The organism is Pseudomonas monteilii NBRC 103158 = DSM 14164 (genome assembly GCF_000730605.1).
In the GTDB taxonomy this organism is placed as follows: Bacteria; Pseudomonadota; Gammaproteobacteria; order Pseudomonadales; family Pseudomonadaceae; genus Aquipseudomonas; species Aquipseudomonas monteilii.
In genome coordinates, this window is the sequence record NZ_BBIS01000003.1 from 50729 (window position 1) to 70061 (window position 19333).

Consider the following 19333-nt stretch of genomic DNA (forward strand, 5'->3'; position numbering starts at 1 on the left):
GAGCTGCGATGAAAACCATCAACTTCATGGGCGTGCGCAATGTCGCGTTCGCCATTACCGTGCTCCTCACCGTGCTGGCGCTGTTCAGCTGGTGGCAGAAAGGCCTGAACTTTGGCCTGGACTTCACCGGCGGTACGCTGATCGAGCTGACCTACGAGCGCCCGGCCGACCTCAAGGCGGTGCGTGCCGAGCTGGTCGATTCCGGCTTCCACGAAGCCGTGGTGCAGAGTTTCGGCGCTACGACCGACCTGCTGGTGCGTATGCCGGGCGATGACCCGCAGCTGGGTAACAAGGTAGCCGCTGCCCTGCAGAAGGCGGGCGGCGACAACCCGGCCACGCTCAAGCGTGTCGAGTTCGTCGGCCCGCAGGTGGGTGAAGAGCTACGCGACCAAGGCGGCATGGGCATGCTCCTGGCCTTGGGCGGCATCCTCATCTACCTGGCCTTCCGCTTCCAGTGGAAGTTCGCCGTGGGCGCGATCGTTTCGCTGATCCACGACGTGGTGGTCACCCTGGGTATCCTGTCGTTCTTCCAGATCACCTTCGACCTGACGGTGCTGGCAGCGGTGCTGGCGATCATCGGTTACTCGCTGAACGACACCATCGTGGTATTCGACCGGGTGCGTGAGAACTTCCGCGTCATGCGCAAGGCATCGTTGATCGAAAACATCAACGTTTCCACCACCCAGACCCTGCTGCGTACCATCGCCACCTCGGTTTCGACCTTGCTGGCCATTGCTGCGCTGCTGTTCTTCGGTGGCGATAACCTGTTCGGCTTCTCGCTGGCCCTGTTCATCGGCGTCATGGCCGGTACCTACTCGTCGATCTATATCGCCAACGTGGTGCTGATCTGGCTGAACCTGAACAGCGAAGACCTGATCCCGCCGGCCAAGGCGGAAGGTGTGGACGAGCGCCCATAAAGGCTTGTCTCACGCCGTTTGGCTGCCCGAAAGGCGCGAGTATTGAACTCGCGCCTTTTTTTTTGCTCCAAGGCTGGGAGAAGGCGGGCTAACCCCCGCGGGTATGATCAGGAGGTTCATGTGAACAAATCAATGCTGGTGGGTGCGGTACTGGGTGCTGTCGGTGTAACTGCCGGAGGTGCTGTGGCGACCTACAGCTTGGTCAACAAGGGGCCTGAGTATGCGCAGGTCACCGACGTGCAACCGATCAAACAACAGGTAAAAACCCCGCGCGAGGTCTGCAAGGACGTCGCCGTGACGCGTCAGGCACCGGTCAAGGACCAGCACCAGATTGCCGGTACTGTGGTGGGTGCAATCGCCGGTGGTTTGCTGGGTAACCAGATTGGCGGCGGCACCGGCAAGAAGATCGCCACCGTGGCCGGTGCGGTCGGTGGTGGTTATGCCGGTAACAAGGTGCAGGAAGGCATGCAGGAGCGTGACACCTACACCACCACGCAAACTCGCTGCAACACGGTGAATGACATCAGTGAGAAGGTGGTGGGCTACAACGTGACCTACACCCTTGGCGATCAGGTCGGCAAGGTGAAGATGGACCGTGAGCCGGGGTCGACCATTCCAGTGGACAAGAATGGCAAGCTGATCCTGAGCGAGGCAGGGCAGTGATCTTGTTGCCTGTGCCGGCGATGAGGTCGGTGCAGGCAATGCAAAGCTGTCAGGCAAAAAAAAGCACCCCGAGGGGTGCTTTTTGCTTTCCGGCGATCTGCGCTTAGCGCTTCATGCTCTCTGGCAGGTGCGGCTGGATGGCCGTCAGTACGGCCTTGAAGCACTTGATGTTGCCTGCAACGATGTGGCCCTTGTCGAGGAAGTCGTGGCCACCGTTGAAGTCGCTCACCAGGCCACCGGCTTCCTGGATCAGCAGCACGCCAGCTGCCATGTCCCACTCGGACAGGCCCGACTCCCAGAAGGCGTCGAAACGGCCAGCGGCCACGTAGGCCAGGTCCAGGCTGGCGGAACCGGCGCGGCGGATGCCGGCGGTCTGGCCAGTCAGGGCGCGGAACATGCCCAGGTAGTTGTCCATGTCAGCCATCTGGTTGTCACGGAACGGGAAGCCGGTACCCAACAGGGCACCTTCTAGGCTGGTGCGCGAGCTGACGCGCAGGCGACGGCCATTGAGTTGGGCGCCACGGCCACGGCTGGCGGTGAATTCTTCCTGGCGAACCGGGTCGACGATCACGGCGTGCTCAAGGCGGCCACGGTATTTGCAGGCGATGCTGACGGCGAAGTGCGGGATGCCACGCAGGAAGTTGGTGGTGCCGTCCAGCGGGTCGATGATCCACAGGTAATCCTTGCCTTCTTCGCCGCTACCCGCGTGCAGGCCGGTTTCCTCGCCCTGGATGGAGTGGTTCGGGTACGCCTTGCGCAGGGCGTTGACGATGCTCTGCTCGGCGGCGCGATCAACCTCGGAAACGTAGTCCTTAGCCTCTTTCTCGTCCACCTTGATGCTATCCAGGCGTTCGATGGAGCGGAAAATCAGTTCACTGGCGCTGCGAGCGGCGCGCAGGGCGATATTCAGCATAGGCTGCATGGGCGGGTCACCTGGAGATGTTAAAGAAGAAAGCCGATCATTCTAGCAGAAAACTTTGGCGGCAGAAGTGTCACATTTGCTTTCATGGCGTTACGTCTGTCGGTTCTGTAAGATCGAAGCCCCTGATTCCTGCATCTGTGAGCACAACACCTTGCTGCAAAATATTCGTGTTGTTCTGGTCAATACCAGCCACCCCGGCAACATCGGCGGCGCTGCGCGTGCCATGAAAAACATGGGCTTGTCGCGTTTGGTGCTGGTGCAGCCGAAAGAATTCCCCGCCGTGGATGCCAGTGCCCGTGCCTCGGGCGCCGACGATGTGCTGGATAGCGCCCAGGTGGTCGACAGCCTTGAACAGGCGCTGGTCGGCTGCAACCTGGTGATGGGCACCAGCGCCCGCGAGCGCAGCATTCCCTGGCCGTTGATCGGCCCGCGCGAGTGCGGTGCAAAGGCGGTGGAGCATGCCAATGGTGGCGAAGAAATCGCCCTGGTGTTCGGGCGCGAACACGCTGGCCTGACCAACGAAGAACTGCAGCGATGTCACTTCCACGTGCACATTCCCTCCAACCCCGACTTCAGTTCGCTGAACCTCGCCGCTGCCGTGCAGGTGCTCGCCTATGAGGTGCGCATGGCGTGGCTAGCTGGCGGTGCAGCGCCGGAAAAAGTCGAGAAGGTTGACGCCAGCGAGCTGGCGACCATGGACGAAATGGAGCTGTTCTACGACCACCTGGAAAAAACCCTGGTGGGCATCGGCTTCCTCGACCCGGAAAAACCCAAGCACCTGATGCCGCGCTTGCGCCGGCTGTATGGGCGGGTGGCGGTCGAGCGTTCGGAAATGAGCATTTTGCGCGGCATCCTTACCGAGACCCAGAAAGTGGTCCGGGGCGAGCCGCATAAACGGAAGGACTGACAGATGTTCGAACGCCTGCGTGAAGATATTCAAAGCGTATTCCACCGTGACCCGGCTGCGCGCAATGCCTTCGAGGTGCTCACCTGCTACCCCGGCATGCATGCCATCTGGCTGCACCGTCTGGGCAATGCCTTGTGGAAGCGTGATTTCAAGTGGCTAGCCCGGCTGGTGTCCAACTTCGGCCGCTGGCTGACCGGTATCGAGATCCACCCGGGCGCCACCATTGGCCGGCGCTTCTTCATTGACCATGGCATGGGTATCGTCATTGGCGAAACCGCCGAGATCGGCGACGACGTCACCCTTTATCAGGGCGTGACCCTGGGCGGCACCAGCTGGAACAAAGGCAAGCGCCACCCCACTCTGGAGAACGGCGTGGTGGTAGGGGCGGGGGCCAAAGTGCTGGGCCCGTTCACGGTCGGCGCGGGGGCCAAGATTGGTTCCAATGCAGTGGTGACCAAGGCGGTGCCAGCGGGCGCCACGGCGGTGGGCATCCCTGGGCGGATCATCGTCAAGAGCGAAGACAACGAAGTCGAGGCCAAGCGCAAGGCCATGGCCGAGAAGATCGGCTTCGATGCCTACGGCGTCAGTGGCGACATGCCTGACCCGGTGGCGCGTGCCATCGGCCAGATGCTCGACCACTTGCAAGCGGTCGACGAGCGGCTGGAGGGTATGTGTGGCGCCCTGACCAAGATGGGGAGCGATTACTGCGCCAAGGAACTGCCGGCCCTGCCGGAAGATGATTTTGCCGAGGAGGCCAAGGTGGCCCAGCGCGACACTCAGTCGCATTGATTGCGCCGCACTGAAATCATAGTGACATACGGGGCGTGTGCTCACGCCCCTCGTCTGCTACACTCGCGCCCGCCTCCCCGATGCAAACCCGACTAAAGCACTAGGTCTTATAGTTGACTTAAATGCTCGGGAATCGCATACTCGCACACATCCCGAAACTCCCGTGGTACCCAATAGCCATGCGACTGACTACCAAAGGCCGATACGCCGTGACCGCCATGCTCGACCTGGCGTTGCACGCGCAGCATGGGCCGGTGTCTTTGGCCGATATTTCCGAGCGCCAGGGCATTTCCCTCTCTTATCTGGAGCAGCTGTTCGCCAAGCTGCGCCGCAGCAGCCTGGTTTCCAGCGTGCGCGGTCCAGGCGGTGGCTACCAGCTGTCGCGGGGCATGGCAACCATCCAGGTGGCCCAGGTCATCGATGCGGTCAACGAATCGGTCGATGCTACCCGTTGCCAGGGCCTCGGGGACTGCCATGCCGGTGATACCTGCCTGACCCACCACCTGTGGTGTGACCTCAGCCAGCAGATCCATGAATTCCTCAGCGGCATCAGCCTGGCCGACCTCGTCATGCGCCGTGAGGTGCAGGAAGTCGCCCAGCGCCAGGACTTGCGACGTGTCGCAGGCCGAACCGCCCAGCTGGACAAGATTGAGACGTCCGCCGTCGATTGATCCCCCTGGGACGATGAGCGACGCCACCGCCTGATAGGAGAGACAAATGAAGTTGCCGATCTACCTCGATTACTCCGCGACCACTCCGGTCGACCCACGCGTGGCCCAGAAGATGGCCGACTGCCTGCTGGTCGACGGGAACTTCGGTAACCCGGCTTCGCGCTCCCACGTCTTCGGCTGGAAGGCCGAGGAAGCGGTCGAGAACGGTCGTCGCCAGGTTGCCGAGCTGATCAACGCCGATCCGCGCGAAATCGTCTGGACCAGCGGTGCCACCGAGTCCGACAACCTCGCGCTGAAAGGCGTCGCGCACTTCTATCAGACCAAGGGCAAGCACATCATCACCTCCAAGATCGAGCACAAGGCGGTCCTGGATACTGCTCGCCAGCTGGAGCGTGAAGGTTTCGAAGTCACCTACCTTGAGCCAGGCGAAGACGGCATCGTCACCCCGGCCATGGTAGAAGCGGTGCTGCGCGACGACACCATCCTGGTCTCGCTGATGCACGTGAACAACGAAGTCGGCTCGATCAACGACATCGCCGCCATCGGTGAACTGACCCGCTCGCGCGGCGTCCTGTTGCACGTCGATGCTGCCCAGTCGGCCGGCAAGGTCGAAATCGACCTGCAAAAAATGAAAGTCGACCTGATGTCGTTCTCGGCGCACAAGGTCTACGGCCCTAAAGGTATCGGCGCGCTGTACGTCAGCCGTAAGCCGCGTGTACGCCTGGAAGCCATCATTCACGGCGGTGGCCATGAGCGCGGCATGCGTTCGGGCACTCTGCCAACTCACCAGATTGTCGGCATGGGCGAAGCCTTCGCCATCGCCAAGCAGGAAATGGTCGCAGAGAACGCGCGCATCAAGGCCCTGAGCGACCGCTTCTTCAAGCAGGTTTCGGACCTTGAAGAGCTGTACGTAAACGGCAGCCAGACTGCCCGCGTACCGCACAACCTGAACCTGAGCTTCAACTACGTCGAAGGCGAATCGCTGCTGATGTCGCTGAAGGACATCGCCGTTTCGTCCGGTTCGGCCTGCACCTCCGCGTCGCTCGAACCTTCGTATGTACTGCGCGCCCTGGGCCGCAACGACGAGCTGGCGCACAGCTCGATCCGCTTCTCCTTCGGCCGTTTCACCACCGAAGAAGAAGTCGACTACGCCGCGCAGAAAGTCTGCGAGGCCGTCAACAAACTGCGTGAGCTGTCGCCGCTGTGGGACATGTATAAAGACGGCGTTGACATCTCCAAGATCGAGTGGGCCGCCCACTAAGCAGTCGCCGGCAAGAGCGGCTCCCTGATGAGGAAGGAATTGCACCATGGCATACAGTGAAAAGGTCATCGACCACTACGAAAACCCACGCAACGTCGGCAAGATGAATGCCGAAGACCCAGACGTTGGCACCGGCATGGTCGGCGCCCCGGCGTGCGGTGACGTAATGCGTCTGCAAATCAAGGTCAACGAGCAGGGCGTTATCGAAGACGCCAAGTTCAAGACCTACGGCTGCGGTTCGGCGATCGCTTCCAGCTCCCTCGCCACCGAGTGGATGAAGGGCAAGACCCTGGACGAAGCCGAGACCATCAAGAACACCCAGCTGGCCGAAGAACTGGCGTTGCCGCCGGTCAAGATCCACTGCTCGGTACTCGCCGAAGATGCCATCAAGGCAGCGGTACGCGATTACAAGCAGAAAAAAGGCTTGATCTAAGTCGCCTGTTGCGAGGTAAGGAGTCCTGATGGCTATCAGCATGACAGAAGCCGCCGCCAACCACATTCGCCGCTCCCTCGACGGGCGCGGCAAGGGTGAGGGCATTCGCCTGGGCGTGCGCACCACCGGTTGCTCGGGCCTGGCCTACGTGCTGGAGTTCGTTGACGAACTGGCGGACGAAGACCAGGTGTTCGAGAACCACGGCGTGAAGGTGATCATCGATCCCAAGAGCCTGGTCTACCTCGACGGCACCGAGCTGGATTTCGTCAAGGAAGGGTTGAACGAAGGCTTCAAGTTCAACAACCCCAACGTGCGCGGTGAGTGTGGCTGCGGCGAAAGCTTCAACGTTTGAGGCTGGCTGTGGGAACTCCTTGTCATTTCGCATTGTTTGACCTCCAGCCAAGCTTCCGCCTGGACCTCGACAAGCTGGCCACTCGCTACCGCGAGTTGGCCCGCGAAGTCCATCCCGACCGCTTTGCCGACGCCTCCGAGCGTGAGCAGCGTGTAGCGCTGGAGAAGTCCGCAGCCCTCAACGACGCTTACCAGACACTGCGCAGTGCGCCGCGTCGCGCCCGCTATCTGCTGGCCATCAGTGGTCATGAAGTGCCCCAGGAAGTCACGGTCCACGACCCGGACTTCCTGTTGCAGCAGATGCAGTGGCGCGAAGAGCTCGAAGAGTTGCAGGACGAAGCCGACCTTGACGGCGTGGGTGTATTCAAGCGGCGCCTGAAGGCTGCCCAGGACACCCTGAACGAGGACTTTGCCGCCTGCTGGGACGCCCCAGGCGAGCGCGAAAAGGCCGAGCGCCTGATGCGTCGCATGCAATTCCTCGACAAGCTCGCCCAAGAAGTGCGCCAACTGGAAGAGCGCCTCGACGATTAACCCGGTGTCGCCCGTGATGGCACCTAAGGTATTCAGATAAGCATGGCCCTACTGCAGATTGCCGAACCCGGTCAAAGCCCTCAGCCGCACCAGCGCCGCCTGGCGGTGGGGATCGACCTGGGTACCACCAACTCTCTGGTCGCCGCATTGCGCAGCGGCCGTAGCGAGCCCCTGCCTGATGCGCAGGGTAACGTCATTCTGCCGTCCGCGGTGCGCTACCTCGAAGGGCGCAGCGAAGTGGGGCAGGCCGCACGTGATGCCGCTTCCAGCGACCCGCTGAACACCGTGCTGTCGGTCAAGCGCCTGATGGGGCGCGGCCTGGCCGACGTCAAGCAGCTGGGCGAGCAGTTGCCCTACCGCTTTGTGGGTGGCGAGTCGCATATGCCGTTCATCGACACGGTGCAGGGCCCGAAAAGCCCGGTGGAAGTGTCCGCTGACATCCTCAAGGTGCTGCGCGAGCGCGCCGAAGCGACCCTGGGTGGCGAGCTGGTAGGCGCGGTGATCACCGTGCCGGCCTATTTTGACGACGCCCAGCGCCAGGCCACCAAGGACGCTGCGCGCCTGGCTGGCTTGAACGTGCTGCGCCTGCTCAATGAGCCGACGGCGGCTGCCGTGGCCTATGGCCTGGACCAGAATGCCGAAGGTGTGGTGGCCATCTATGACCTGGGTGGCGGTACCTTCGATATTTCCATTCTGCGCCTGACCGCTGGTGTGTTCGAGGTGCTGGCCACCGGTGGCGATACCGCCCTGGGTGGCGACGATTTCGACCACGCCATTGCCGGCTGGATCATCGAGCAGGCTGGCCTGTCGTCCGACCTGGACCCGGCGACCCAGCGTGCGTTGCTGCAAACAGCATGCGCCGCCAAGGAAGCCCTGACCGACGCCGACGTGGTCGGCGTCAGCCATGGCGCCTGGCAGGGTGAGCTGAGCCGTGCCGCGTTCGAAGCCATGATCGAACCGATGGTTGCCCGCAGCCTCAAGGCGTGCCGCCGCGCCGTGCGCGACAGTGGCGTGGAGCTGGAAGAAGTCAGTGCCGTGGTCATGGTGGGTGGCTCGACCCGCGTGCCGCGAGTGCGCGAAGCCGTGGGCGGGCTGTTCGGCCGTACCCCGCTGACCTCGATCGATCCTGACCAGGTGGTGGCCATCGGTGCCGCCATTCAGGCCGACACCCTGGCCGGCAACCGCCGTGAAGGTGGTGAACTGCTGCTGCTCGATGTCATTCCGCTGTCGCTTGGTCTTGAGACCATGGGCGGTCTGATGGAGAAGGTGATCCCGCGCAATACCACCATTCCGGTGGCGCGTGCCCAGGAGTTCACCACTTATAAAGATGGCCAGACGGCCATGATGATCCACGTCCTGCAGGGTGAGCGCGAGCTGATCAGCGACTGCCGCTCGCTGGCCCGTTTCGAGCTGCGCGGCATTCCGGCCATGGTTGCCGGTGCGGCGAAAATCCGCGTCACCTTCCAGGTGGATGCCGATGGCCTGCTCAGCGTCGCCGCCCGCGAACTGGGTTCGGGCGTGGAAGCCAGCATCCAGGTCAAACCGTCCTACGGCCTGACCGATGGTGAAATCGCCCGCATGCTGAAGGACTCCTTCGAACACGCAGGTTCCGACAAGCACGCCCGCCAGATGCGCGAGCACCAGGTGGACGGCGAGCGCCTGCTTGAAGCGGTACAGGGCGCCCTGGACGCCGACGGTGAGCGCCTGCTCAGCCGTGAAGAGCGCGAAGCCATCGAATTCCAGATGCAAGAACTACGTGATTTGCTGGCCGGCACCGATGGCGCAGCCATCGAGCAACAGACCAAGCGTCTGTCGCAGGTGACCGACGCATTTGCCGCCCGTCGCCTTGATTCGACGGTCAAAGCCGCACTGGCCGGGCGCAACCTGAATGAGATCGAGGAGTAACCGATGCCGCTGGTGACATTCCTGCCGCATGAGAAGTTCTGCCCCGAGGGGCTGACCGTGGAGGCGCCGACCGGGACCAATATCCTGGAACTGGCCCACGACCATCACATCGAGATGGAAAGTGCCTGCGGCGGCGTCAAGGCCTGTACCACTTGCCACTGCATCGTGCGCAAGGGTTTCGACTCGCTGGAAGAAGCCGACGAGCTGGAAGAAGACATGCTGGACAAGGCCTGGGGCCTGGAAGCGCAGTCGCGCCTGGGGTGTCAGGTGGTCGTCGCTGACGAAGACCTGACCATCGAGATCCCCAAGTACTCGCTCAACCACGCCGCTGAAGCGCCGCACTGAGGTTTGCACCATGAGCCTGAAATGGATTGATGTACTTGAGATCGCCATTCAGCTTGCAGAAAGCAAGCCTGAGGTCGATCCTCGTTATGTGAATTTCGTAGACCTGCACCGCTGGGTGCTGGCATTGCCAGAGTTCAGCGACGATCCGTCACGCGGCGGTGAGAAAGTGCTCGAGGCCATCCAGGCTGCCTGGATCGACGAAGCCGACTAAGCGTCACTTGCAGGTTAGGCAATCCCCCGGAACCCGCGTATAATTCGCGGGTTTAATTTTTCGTGTCACTCATATTCTGGAGTTTTCCATGGCTGTTCAACGTACTTTCTCGATCATCAAGCCTGACGCCGTTGCCAAAAACGTCATCGGCAAGATCACCACTCGCTTCGAAGAAGCCGGCCTGAAAATCGTTGCCTCGAAAATCAAGCAACTGTCCAAAGCCGAAGCCGAAGGCTTCTACGCTGAGCACAGCGAGCGCGGCTTCTTCGGTGACCTGGTTGCCTTCATGACTTCCGGCCCGGTTGTTGTTCAGGTTCTGGAAGGCGAAAACGCCATCGCTCTGAACCGTGAGCTGATGGGCGCTACCAACCCTAAAGAAGCTGCTCCAGGCACCATCCGTGCCGACTTCGCCGAGTCGATCGACGCCAACGCCGTTCACGGTTCGGACTCCGAAGCTGCTGCTGCTCGCGAAATCGCTTACTTCTTCGCTGCTACCGAGGTAACCACTCGCTAAGCGAAAGCTTACGGGTGAGGGTGAATCCATGACGACATCTACTGGCAAAATCAACCTGTTGGGTCTGACCCAGCCGGAAATGGAACAATTCTTCGACTCGATCGGGGAAAAACGCTTCCGTGCCGGCCAGGTGATGAAATGGATTCACCATTTTGGCGTGTCCGACTTTGCGGCTATGACCAACGTAGGCAAGGTCTTGCGCGAAAAGCTCGAGGCCGTTGCCGAGATTCGGCCTCCGGAAGTGGTCAGTGAAGACATTTCCGCCGACGGTACCCGCAAGTGGGTGATCCGCGTTGCCTCCGGCAGCTGCGTCGAGACCGTCTACATTCCTACCGACGACCGCGGCACCTTGTGCGTATCGTCGCAAGCCGGCTGTGCCCTGGACTGCAGTTTCTGCTCCACTGGCAAGCAAGGCTTCAACAGCAACCTCACTGCCGCCGAAGTGATCGGCCAGGTGTGGCTTGCCAACAAATCCTTCGGGACCGTCCCTGCCAAAGTCGACCGCGCGATTACCAACGTGGTGATGATGGGCATGGGCGAGCCCTTGCTGAACTTCGACAACGTCATCGCCGCCATGAAAATCATGATGGATGACCTGGGCTATGGCATTTCCAAGCGTCGCGTTACCCTGTCCACCTCGGGCGTGGTGCCGATGATCGACGAGCTGGCCAAGCACATTGACGTGTCGCTGGCCCTGTCGCTGCACGCACCGAACGACGAACTGCGCAACAAGCTGGTACCGATCAACAAGAAGTACCCGCTGAAAGTGCTGCTGGAGTCTTGCATGGGCTACATGTCCACCCTGGGTGGCAAGCGCGTGCTGACCATCGAGTACACCCTGCTCAAGGACGTCAACGACCAGCCTGAGCATGCCGCGCAAATGATCGAATTGCTGCGCGATGTACCGTGCAAGATCAACCTGATCCCGTTCAACCCGTTCCCGCATTCGGGCTACGAGCGGCCAAGCAACAACGCCATTCGTCGCTTCCAGGACCTGCTGCACCACGGTGGCTTCAACGTCACCACCCGCACCACCCGTGGTGACGATATCGATGCTGCCTGTGGTCAGCTGGTCGGCCAGGTCAACGACCGCACCCGCCGTAGCGAGCGCTACATCGCTGTGCGCCAGCTCTCCGCGGACGTCGAGCTGCAAGACAGCGCCGCCAACCACTGACCGGGACCTTGCCCATGAGCCTGCGCGCCGCGCTGTCGATCCTTGCGCTCTTGCTGCTGGCCGGCTGTGTGTCGGGCGGCGCGAGCGACCCCCTGGCCAGCCGCCAGGGCAGGGCAGAGGCGGGGCGGGCTTATGTGCAACTGGGCCTGGGGTATTTGCAACAGGGTTTGACCGCGCAGGCCAAGGCGCCACTGGGCAAGGCCCTGGCCCTCGACAGCACCGATGCCGACGCGCACGCGGCCTTGGCGCTGGTATTCCAGGCCGAAGGTGAGCCGGCACTCGCCGAAGCCCACTTTCGCAAGGCCTTGCAAGCCCGCGCCGGCGACACGCGAATGCGCAACAATTACGGCAGTTTCCTTTATGCTCAGGGGCGATTTGCCGAGGCCGAGCAGATGTTTCGCCTGGCCAGCGCCGATACCCTGTATCCTGAGCGCTCACGCGTGTACGAGAACCTGGGCCTGACTGCCCTGAAGCGCGATCGCCGCGACCAGGCGCATGCTTACCTGCTGAAAGCGTTGCAACTCAACCAGCGGCAACCGAAAGCGTTGCTGGAAATGGCTGAGTTGTCCTACGAAAACAGGCATTATGTGCCGGCCCGGGACTACTACGATCGTTTCAGCCAGTTGAGCGACCACGATGCCCGTAGCCTGCTGCTGGGCAGTCGCCTTGCCCGGGTGTTCGACGAGCAGGGCACACTGGCCGAGATGGGCCAGCAATTACAACGACTTTATCCCGGTACGCCGGAATATCAGCAATACCTGTCGGAGCAACGATGAACGCCGCGCATCCCGAAGTAGCAGTAGCGCCTGGCCAGAACCCCGGTGAGCTTTTGCGCCTGGCCCGTGAGAAACGGGACTGGTCTCAAGCCGAGGTGGCCCGCAAGCTCAACCTCACTGTCAGTTCGTTGAACCACGTGGAAACCGGCGCCTTCGACAAGCTGCCAGGGCATACGTTTGCCCGTGGCTACATTCGCGCCTATGCCAAGCTCATGGACCTCGACCAGGCCGCCCTGGTAGAGGCCTTCGACCGCTACACCGGCACCCACGCCAAAGGCAGCGAGGTACATTCGCTGGGCCGTATCGAAGAGCCGGTGCGCCTGTCGCACAACATTCTGCGCGGCGTCAGCCTGCTGTTGCTGGTGGCGGTGGTCGGTGGCGGCTTCGTCTGGTGGCAGGACCAGGGCAGCCTGCGTGGCAAAGACCTGGCCAAGATTGCTTTGGAGCACGTCGAAGTCGAAAGCGCCGATGGCACCACCCAGATTCACCCGCTCGATGAGCCTGAAGACCAGGCTGTTTCCGCTGGCCAGCAAGCTGAAAGCGCACCGCTGGCGCTGGAGCAGGGCGCAGCCGAACAGCCAGCCGCCGCTGCTGAACAGGCACCGGCAAGCCCGGCGCCAACCCTTGCTGCAGTGCCTGCGCCGACACCGGCCCAGCCAGCGTCCGCGCAGCCTGCACCTGCTGCAGTGGCTACCCCGGTAGCACCGGCTACCCCGGCACCGGCCGCTGTTGCACCTGCCGCACCGGCGCCGACCTTGGCTGCCACCGAGCCAGCCGCAGTACCGGCAGGCAGCGCCAAGGTCGCCATCCAGTTCACCGCCGATTGCTGGACCCAGGTGTCCGATGGCAACGGCAAGGTGCTGTTCAGCGCCATCAAGCGCAAGGGGGACAACCTCGAACTGACCGGCAAGCCGCCGTTCGCGGTGCGTCTGGGCTTTGCCCGTGGCGCCCAGGTCAGCTACAACGGCCAGGCCGTCGATGTTGCCCCGTTCACCAGTGGCGAGACCGCTCGCCTGAAGTTGGGACAGTAAGTCATGCACGGCGAATCTCCGATCAAACGTCGCGAATCCCGCAAAATCTGGGTCGGCAATGTGCCGGTGGGTGGTGATGCGCCCATCGCGGTGCAGAGCATGACCAACACCGACACCAACGATGTGGCCGCCACCGTGGCGCAAATCCAGCGCCTGGTCGATGCCGGCGTGGACATCGTGCGCGTTTCAGTGCCGGACATGGACGCCGCCGAGGCGTTCGGCAAGATCAAACAGCTGGTCAGTGTGCCGCTGGTCGCCGACATCCACTTCGATTACAAAATTGCCCTGCGTGTGGCCGAGCTGGGCGTGGATTGCCTGCGCATCAACCCCGGCAACATCGGCCGTGAAGACCGTGTACGCGCCGTGGTCGATGCCGCCCGCGACCGTGGTATCCCGATCCGTATCGGCGTCAACGCCGGCTCCCTGGAAAAAGACCTGCAGAAAAAGTACGGCGAGCCGACCCCGGCCGCATTGGTCGAGTCGGCCCTGCGCCACGTCGAGCACCTCGACCGCCTGGACTTCCAGGACTTCAAGGTCAGCGTCAAGGCCTCCGACGTGTTCATGGCCGTCGAAGCCTACCGCCTGCTGGCCAAGCAGATCGTGCAGCCGCTGCACCTGGGCATCACCGAAGCCGGTGGCCTGCGTTCGGGGACGGTGAAATCCGCCGTCGGCCTCGGTATGCTGCTGGCCGAAGGCATTGGCGATACCATCCGTATCTCGCTGGCGGCCGACCCGGTCGAAGAAGTGAAAGTCGGCTACGACATCCTCAAGTCGCTGCACCTGCGCTCGCGTGGCATCAACTTCATCGCCTGCCCGAGCTGCTCGCGGCAGAACTTCGATGTGGTCAAGACCATGAACGAGCTGGAAGGGCGCCTTGAAGACCTGCTGGTGCCGCTGGACGTCGCAGTGATCGGTTGCGTGGTCAACGGCCCGGGCGAAGCCAAGGAAGCCCATGTAGGGTTGACCGGCGGTACGCCGAACCTGATCTACATCGATGGCAAGCCTGCGCAGAAGCTGACCAATGACAACCTGGTCGATGAGCTGGAAAAACTCATCCGCCAGAAAGCGGCCGAAAAGGCCGAAGCCGATGCGGCGCTGATCGCCCGTGGCTGACACACAGAATTCGTAAGGACTATTCGTGAGCAAATCGCTGCAAGCCATCCGTGGCATGAACGACATCCTGCCAGAACAGTCGCCACTGTGGCGCTACTTTGAAGGCACCGTGGCCGGGCTGCTGGACACCTACGGGTACAGCCAGATCCGTACGCCGATCGTCGAGTTCACCGAGCTGTTCAAGCGCTCGATCGGTGAAGTGACCGATATCGTCGAAAAAGAGATGTACACCTTCGAGGACCGCAACGGCGATTCGCTCACCTTGCGCCCTGAAGGTACCGCCGCCTGCGTGCGTGCCGTGCTGGAGCACGGCATCACCGGCAATGGCCAGTTGCAGAAACTGTGGTACATCGGCCAGATGTTCCGCCACGAGCGCCCGCAGAAAGGCCGCTACCGCCAGTTCCACCAGATTGGCGTGGAAGTGTTCAACCTGGATGGCCCGGACATCGATGCCGAGCTGATCATGCTGACCTGGCGCCTGTGGGGCCTGCTGGGCATCCAGGACGCGGTCAAGCTGGAGCTCAACAGCCTGGGTACCAGTGAGGCCCGTGCACGCTACCGTGACGCGCTGGTCGAGTTCCTCTCGGCACGCCTGGAGCAGCTAGACGAAGACAGTCAGCGCCGCCTGAAGAGCAACCCGCTGCGCATTCTCGACAGCAAGGACCAGAACACCCAGGCGGTACTGGTGGGTGCGCCGAAGCTGGAAGACTACCTGGACGAAGCGTCCCGCGTGCACTTCGAAGGCCTGAAGGTCCGCCTGGACGCAGCCGGCATTCCGTTCGTGATCAACACCAAGCTGGTACGTGGCCTGGACTACTACAGCAAGACCGTGTTCGAGTGGGTCACCGACAAGTTGGGCGCCCAGGGCACCGTGTGTGCCGGCGGCCGCTACGATGGCCTGGTCGAGCAGATGGGCGGCAAGCCAACCACCGGCGTTGGTTTCGCCATGGGTATCGAGCGCCTGATCCTGCTGCTGGAAACCCTCGGCAAGGTACCGGAGTCCATCAGCCGCCAGATCGACGTTTACCTGTGCGCCTTTGGTGAGCAGGCCGAACTGGCAGGCCTGCGCTTGTCCGAAGGCCTGCGTGACCGCCTGCCGGGCCTGCGCCTGGCGGTAAACGCCGGTGGTGGCAGCTTCAAGAGCCAGTTCAAGAAAGCCGACAAGAGTGGCGCGCTGTTCGCCCTGATCCTGGGCGACGACGAGCTGGCCAAGCAAGAAATCGGCTTGAAGCCCCTGCGTGGCCAGGGCGAACAACAGAACATTGCCTGGGATGCTCTGGCAGAGCACCTGGAAACCGCGATCGCGCAGGCGTAACGCGGTTCAACAACGAATAGGCGAAAAGGAGTATTGGGGTGTCGAGTACCGATGATGATGATCTGGCAGGGGTCAAGGACTGGTGGAATCGCAACGGCAAGCCGCTGTTGACCGGCGCATTGCTGGCCGGCGTGGTGGTATTGGGCTGGAATACCTGGCACAAGTACCAGAACAACCAGTCGCAAGGTGCCTCGCAGCTGTATCAGGCGTTACTTGAGACCAGCCTGACGCCGACTGGCCAGCCAGACGCCACCAAGGTCGCGGAACTGGCCGGCAAGCTCAAGAGCGAGTTCGGCGGTACTGCTTACGCCCAGTACGGCAGCCTGTTCGTGGCCAAGGTGGCAGTCGAGAGCGGCAAGCTCGACGACGCCGCTGCCGAGCTGAAAAGCGTGCTGGACAAGCCGGCCGACGTGACCTTGGGCGAGATTTCGCGCCAGCGTCTGGCTCGCGTGCTTGCCGCCCAGAACAAGGCCGAAGACGCGCTCAAGCTGCTTGACGGTGATGCCGACAAAGCCTTCCTGGCCAGCCGTGAAGAGTTGAAAGGTGACCTGCTGGTGCAACTGGGCCGTGCCGCCGACGCACACAGCGCTTACGAAAAAGCCAAGGCTGCGCTGTCCGATGACGCGGCAGTCGGTGGCCTGCAATTGAAGCTGGATGACCTGGCTAAAGGGGACGCGTAAGTGATCGGTTGGAAACATGCAGCAGTGCTGACCCTGGCCGTGCTGGCCGCAGGTTGCAGCAGCAACAGCAAGAAGGAACTGCCTCCGGCCGAGCTGACCAAGTTCACCGAGGAAGTGGTGCTGAAGAAGCAGTGGAGCCGTTCGATCGGTGACGGCCAGGGTGAAACCTACAACACCCTGGTGCCGGCCATCGAGAACGACCGTATCTACGCCTCCGACGTCAACGGCGAAGTGTTCGCCCTGGACCGCATCACTGGCGATGTCGTGTGGAAGAAGGACCTGGAGCTGCAGGTTTCCGGCGCAGTTGGCGTGGGCTATGGCCTGGTCATGCTCGGCACCCTCAAGGGTGAAGTGATTGCCCTGGATTCCAGCACCGGTGAAGAGCGTTGGCGCTCCCGCGTGACCAGCGAAGTGCTGGCCCCGCCTGCCAACAACGGTGATGTGGTGGTGGTGCAAACCCAGGACGACCGCCTGATTGGCCTGGATGCCGCTACTGGCGACCGCCGCTGGATCTACGAAAACACCCCGGCCGTACTGACCCTGCGTGGCACCGGTGCCCCGATTGCCACCAACCGCCTGGCCATTGCCGGCCTGTCCACTGGCAAGGTGGTGGCGGTGGACATCAATAACGGCGTGCCAGTGTGGGAAAGCCGTGTGGCCATTCCACAAGGCCGTTCCGAGCTGGACCGTGTGGTCGACATCGATGGCGGCTTGCTGCTGTCCGGTGAAACCCTCTACGTCAGCACCTACCAGGGCCGTGTAGCGGGCCTGGACCTGGAAAGCGGCCGTGTGCTGTGGCAGCGTGATGCGTCCAGCTACGTGGGCGTTGCCCAAGGTTTCGGCAATGTCTACGTCAGCGAAGCGTCGGGTACCGTGGAAAGCGTCGACGAGCGCACTTCCAGCGCCCTGTGGACCAACGACACCATGGCGCGCCGTCAGCTGTCGGCGCCGGAAGTGTTTTCCAGCTACGTAGCGGTAGGCGACTTTGAAGGTTACCTGCACCTGCTGAGCCAGGTCGATGGCCGCTTCGTCGGCCGTGAGCGTATCGACAGCGATGGCCTGCGCGCCCGCCCACTTGTGGTCGGCGACACCATCTACGTCTTCGGCAACAGCGGCAAGCTCGAGGCACTGACCATCCGCTGAAGCTATGCTTGAAGCCTTGGCGGGCTTCAAGCTGCGGCGTAGGACACGCCGCCCGTACTCCGGCCGCTGCCTTGCAGCGGCCTTTGCATTTTCAAGAATTCGAGAGTGGAGAGCCGATGGTTCCCGTAATTGCCCTGGTGGGCCGCCCGAACGTCGGCAAATCCACCATGTTCAACCGCCTGACCAAAACCCGCGATGCCATCGTCGGTGACTTGTCGGGCCTGACCCGTGACCGCCAGTATGGCGATGCCAGCTGGCAGGGTCGTTCCTTCATCCTGATCGACACCGGTGGTATTACCGGTGACGAAGTGGGCATGGACGAGAAAATGGCCGAGCAGTCGCTCATGGCCATCGAAGAAGCCGACTACGTGCTGTTCCTGGTCGATGCCCGCGCCGGCATGACCGCCGCCGACCAGATGATTGCCGAGCACCTGCGCAAGCGCAACAAAGAGGCGATTCTGGTCGCCAACAAGATCGACAACATCGACGCCGACGTCGCTCGCGCCGAGTTCTCGCCGCTGGGCATGGGCAACGCCATTCCGGTGGCGGGCTCCCAGGGCCGTGGCATCAACGCGCTGATGGAGGCCGTGCTTGGCCACCTGCCGCGCGACCAGGTCGAAGAAGCCCTGGACGCCGAAGTCGCCGAAGGCGAAGAGGCCGTGCGCATCCCTGGCCCGAGCGAGAAAGATGGCATCAAGATCGCCATCATCGGCCGCCCGAACGTGGGTAAATCCACCCTGGTCAACCGCATGCTCGGTGAAGAGCGCGTGGTGGTCTATGACCAGCCGGGTACCACCCGTGACAGTATCTACATCCCGTTCGAACGCGATGGCGAGAAGTACACCTTCATCGACACCGCCGGTGTGCGCAAACGCGGCAAGATCCACGAGGAAGTCGAGAAGTTCTCGGTGGTGAAGACGCTGCAGGCGATCAAGGATGCCAACGTGGTGATCTTCGTCATGGACGCCCGCGAAGGTGTGGTGGACCACGACCTGAACCTGCTGGGCTTTGCCCTGGAAGCGGGCCGCGCCATCGTCATCGCCCTGAACAAGTGGGATGGCATGCAGCCCGGCGAACGCGACTACGTGAAGACCGAGCTGGAGCGCCGGCTGTTCTTCGTTGACTTCGCCGACATCCACTTCATCTCCGCCTTGCATGGCACTGGCGTGGGTAACCTGTACAAGTCGGTGCAGGCCGCGTTCAAGTCGGCGGTAACCCGTTGGCCTACCAGCCGCCTGACGCAGATCCTGGAAGACGCCGTGAGCGAGCACCAGCCACCGCTGGTGAACGGTCGCCGCATCAAGCTGCGCTATGCCCACCTGGGGGGGGCCAACCCGCCGCTGATCGTGATTCACGGTAACCAGACCGAGAAAATTCCGAAGTCGTACTCGCGTTACCTGGAGAACACCTACCGCCGTGTGCTGAAGCTGGTCGGTACGCCGATCCGCATCGAGTACAAGGGCGGTGAGAACCCGTACGAGGGCAAGAAGAACACCCTCACCGACCGCCAGGTCAACAAGAAGCGCCGCCTGATGTCGCACCACAAGAAGGCCGAGAAGAAGCGCCGCGACAAGCGCTGATTCCGCCTCAGCCTCTTCGCGGGCTTGCTCGCGAAGAGGCCGTTTGATCCAAAGCAATGCCCCTAATGTTTCAACCTTTTTCCTGACCGCCCGATCCGCTA

Annotated in this window: 22 protein-coding genes; 21 read left to right on the top strand and 1 reads right to left on the bottom strand. The window is 62.2% G+C overall.

The genetic code is table 11. The features are described 5' to 3' along the window. Positions 1–8 precede the first annotated feature (8 nt). On the top strand, positions 9–917 hold the full coding sequence (gene secF / locus PM2_RS00780; protein ID WP_016713214.1) for a protein translocase subunit SecF: 909 nt from the start codon (positions 9–11) through the stop codon (positions 915–917). A 120-nt stretch (positions 918–1037) separates the two neighbouring features. After that, on the top strand, positions 1038–1580 hold the full coding sequence (locus PM2_RS00785; protein WP_025753813.1) for a glycine zipper 2TM domain-containing protein: 543 nt from the start codon (positions 1038–1040) through the stop codon (positions 1578–1580). 103 nt (positions 1581–1683) lie between these two features. Here PM2_RS00785 and suhB read toward each other — a convergent pair whose 3' ends face one another. Next, positions 1684–2502, bottom strand: coding sequence for a type III secretion system regulator SuhB (suhB, locus tag PM2_RS00790; protein ID WP_016713212.1), 819 nt, complete (start codon positions 2500–2502; stop codon positions 1684–1686). Between the two features lie 151 nt (positions 2503–2653). Between suhB and trmJ the strand changes: the two genes are divergently transcribed. From trmJ to der, 19 genes are all read left to right on the top strand, one after another. Then, a complete protein-coding gene (trmJ, locus tag PM2_RS00795; RefSeq protein ID WP_028698926.1) occupies positions 2654–3409 on the top strand; it encodes a tRNA (cytosine(32)/uridine(32)-2'-O)-methyltransferase TrmJ in 756 nt (251 codons plus the stop codon). A 3-nt stretch (positions 3410–3412) separates the two neighbouring features. After that, positions 3413–4198, top strand: coding sequence for a serine O-acetyltransferase (gene cysE, locus PM2_RS00800; protein WP_016713210.1), 786 nt, complete (start codon positions 3413–3415; stop codon positions 4196–4198). A gap of 179 nt (positions 4199–4377) precedes the next feature. After that, positions 4378–4869, top strand: coding sequence for a Fe-S cluster assembly transcriptional regulator IscR (gene iscR, locus PM2_RS00805; protein WP_025753812.1), 492 nt, complete (start codon positions 4378–4380; stop codon positions 4867–4869). Positions 4870–4915: 46 nt separating this feature from the next. Then, positions 4916–6130, top strand: a complete 1215-nt coding sequence (locus PM2_RS00810; RefSeq protein ID WP_028698927.1) for an IscS subfamily cysteine desulfurase — start codon at positions 4916–4918, stop codon at positions 6128–6130. A 46-nt stretch (positions 6131–6176) separates the two neighbouring features. Further along, complete coding sequence (gene iscU, locus PM2_RS00815) at positions 6177–6563, top strand: Fe-S cluster assembly scaffold IscU (RefSeq protein ID WP_003248539.1); 387 nt, start codon at positions 6177–6179, stop codon at positions 6561–6563. A 28-nt stretch (positions 6564–6591) separates the two neighbouring features. Next, a complete protein-coding gene (gene iscA / locus PM2_RS00820; RefSeq protein ID WP_003248536.1) occupies positions 6592–6915 on the top strand; it encodes an iron-sulfur cluster assembly protein IscA in 324 nt (107 codons plus the stop codon). Between the two features lie 8 nt (positions 6916–6923). Continuing rightward, positions 6924–7445, top strand: a complete 522-nt coding sequence (gene hscB / locus PM2_RS00825; protein ID WP_016713207.1) for a co-chaperone HscB — start codon at positions 6924–6926, stop codon at positions 7443–7445. Positions 7446–7487: 42 nt separating this feature from the next. After that, entirely contained in the window at positions 7488–9350 is a 1863-nt protein-coding gene (gene hscA / locus PM2_RS00830) for a Fe-S protein assembly chaperone HscA (protein WP_028698928.1), read from the top strand. Positions 9351–9353: 3 nt separating this feature from the next. Beyond that, positions 9354–9695 carry an ISC system 2Fe-2S type ferredoxin gene (fdx, locus tag PM2_RS00835; protein WP_016713205.1) on the top strand — a complete coding sequence of 114 codons (342 nt, stop codon included), beginning with the start codon at positions 9354–9356 and terminating at the stop codon, positions 9693–9695. A gap of 10 nt (positions 9696–9705) precedes the next feature. Continuing rightward, positions 9706–9906 (top strand): Fe-S cluster assembly protein IscX, encoded by a 201-nt coding sequence (gene iscX / locus PM2_RS00840; protein ID WP_016713204.1) that lies wholly within the window; start codon positions 9706–9708, stop codon positions 9904–9906. Between the two features lie 88 nt (positions 9907–9994). Further along, positions 9995–10420, top strand: a complete 426-nt coding sequence (gene ndk, locus PM2_RS00845) for a nucleoside-diphosphate kinase (protein WP_016713203.1) — start codon at positions 9995–9997, stop codon at positions 10418–10420. Between the two features lie 28 nt (positions 10421–10448). Further along, entirely contained in the window at positions 10449–11594 is a 1146-nt protein-coding gene (gene rlmN, locus PM2_RS00850) for a dual-specificity RNA methyltransferase RlmN (RefSeq protein WP_028698929.1), read from the top strand. A gap of 14 nt (positions 11595–11608) precedes the next feature. Further along, a complete protein-coding gene (pilW, locus tag PM2_RS00855) occupies positions 11609–12370 on the top strand; it encodes a type IV pilus biogenesis/stability protein PilW (protein ID WP_016713201.1) in 762 nt (253 codons plus the stop codon). Continuing rightward, positions 12367–13401 carry a RodZ domain-containing protein gene (locus PM2_RS00860; RefSeq protein WP_028698930.1) on the top strand — a complete coding sequence of 345 codons (1035 nt, stop codon included), beginning with the start codon at positions 12367–12369 and terminating at the stop codon, positions 13399–13401. Before pilW ends, PM2_RS00860 begins: the two co-directional genes overlap by 4 nt. Positions 13402–13404: 3 nt before the next feature. Next, on the top strand, positions 13405–14514 hold the full coding sequence (gene ispG, locus PM2_RS00865; protein WP_016713199.1) for a flavodoxin-dependent (E)-4-hydroxy-3-methylbut-2-enyl-diphosphate synthase: 1110 nt from the start codon (positions 13405–13407) through the stop codon (positions 14512–14514). Between the two features lie 25 nt (positions 14515–14539). Continuing rightward, positions 14540–15829 carry a histidine--tRNA ligase gene (gene hisS, locus PM2_RS00870; RefSeq protein ID WP_028698931.1) on the top strand — a complete coding sequence of 430 codons (1290 nt, stop codon included), beginning with the start codon at positions 14540–14542 and terminating at the stop codon, positions 15827–15829. Between the two features lie 38 nt (positions 15830–15867). Then, entirely contained in the window at positions 15868–16509 is a 642-nt protein-coding gene (locus PM2_RS00875; protein WP_016713197.1) for a tetratricopeptide repeat protein, read from the top strand. Next, a complete protein-coding gene (bamB, locus tag PM2_RS00880; protein WP_016713196.1) occupies positions 16510–17652 on the top strand; it encodes an outer membrane protein assembly factor BamB in 1143 nt (380 codons plus the stop codon). It begins immediately after the preceding gene. A gap of 116 nt (positions 17653–17768) precedes the next feature. Then, on the top strand, positions 17769–19232 hold the full coding sequence (der, locus tag PM2_RS00885; RefSeq protein ID WP_016713195.1) for a ribosome biogenesis GTPase Der: 1464 nt from the start codon (positions 17769–17771) through the stop codon (positions 19230–19232). Positions 19233–19333: the final 101 nt, after the last annotated feature.

Excerpts from the sequence above, each read along its gene's own strand:
- secF (WP_016713214.1), top strand. The coding sequence starts at position 9 with ATGAAAACCATCAACTTCATGGGCGTGCGCAATGTCGCGTTCGCCATT.
- suhB (WP_016713212.1), bottom strand. The coding sequence starts at position 2,502 with ATGCAGCCTATGCTGAATATCGCCCTGCGCGCCGCTCGCAGCGCCAGT.
- cysE (WP_016713210.1), top strand. The coding sequence starts at position 3,413 with ATGTTCGAACGCCTGCGTGAAGATATTCAAAGCGTATTCCACCGTGAC.
- iscR (WP_025753812.1), top strand. The coding sequence starts at position 4,378 with ATGCGACTGACTACCAAAGGCCGATACGCCGTGACCGCCATGCTCGAC.
- PM2_RS00810 (WP_028698927.1), top strand. The coding sequence starts at position 4,916 with ATGAAGTTGCCGATCTACCTCGATTACTCCGCGACCACTCCGGTCGAC.
- iscU (WP_003248539.1), top strand. The coding sequence starts at position 6,177 with ATGGCATACAGTGAAAAGGTCATCGACCACTACGAAAACCCACGCAAC.
- iscA (WP_003248536.1), top strand. The coding sequence starts at position 6,592 with ATGGCTATCAGCATGACAGAAGCCGCCGCCAACCACATTCGCCGCTCC.
- hscA (WP_028698928.1), top strand. The coding sequence starts at position 7,488 with ATGGCCCTACTGCAGATTGCCGAACCCGGTCAAAGCCCTCAGCCGCAC.
- fdx (WP_016713205.1), top strand. The coding sequence starts at position 9,354 with ATGCCGCTGGTGACATTCCTGCCGCATGAGAAGTTCTGCCCCGAGGGG.
- iscX (WP_016713204.1), top strand. The coding sequence starts at position 9,706 with ATGAGCCTGAAATGGATTGATGTACTTGAGATCGCCATTCAGCTTGCA.
- ndk (WP_016713203.1), top strand. The coding sequence starts at position 9,995 with ATGGCTGTTCAACGTACTTTCTCGATCATCAAGCCTGACGCCGTTGCC.
- rlmN (WP_028698929.1), top strand. The coding sequence starts at position 10,449 with ATGACGACATCTACTGGCAAAATCAACCTGTTGGGTCTGACCCAGCCG.
- pilW (WP_016713201.1), top strand. The coding sequence starts at position 11,609 with ATGAGCCTGCGCGCCGCGCTGTCGATCCTTGCGCTCTTGCTGCTGGCC.
- PM2_RS00860 (WP_028698930.1), top strand. The coding sequence starts at position 12,367 with ATGAACGCCGCGCATCCCGAAGTAGCAGTAGCGCCTGGCCAGAACCCC.
- ispG (WP_016713199.1), top strand. The coding sequence starts at position 13,405 with ATGCACGGCGAATCTCCGATCAAACGTCGCGAATCCCGCAAAATCTGG.
- der (WP_016713195.1), top strand. The coding sequence starts at position 17,769 with ATGGTTCCCGTAATTGCCCTGGTGGGCCGCCCGAACGTCGGCAAATCC.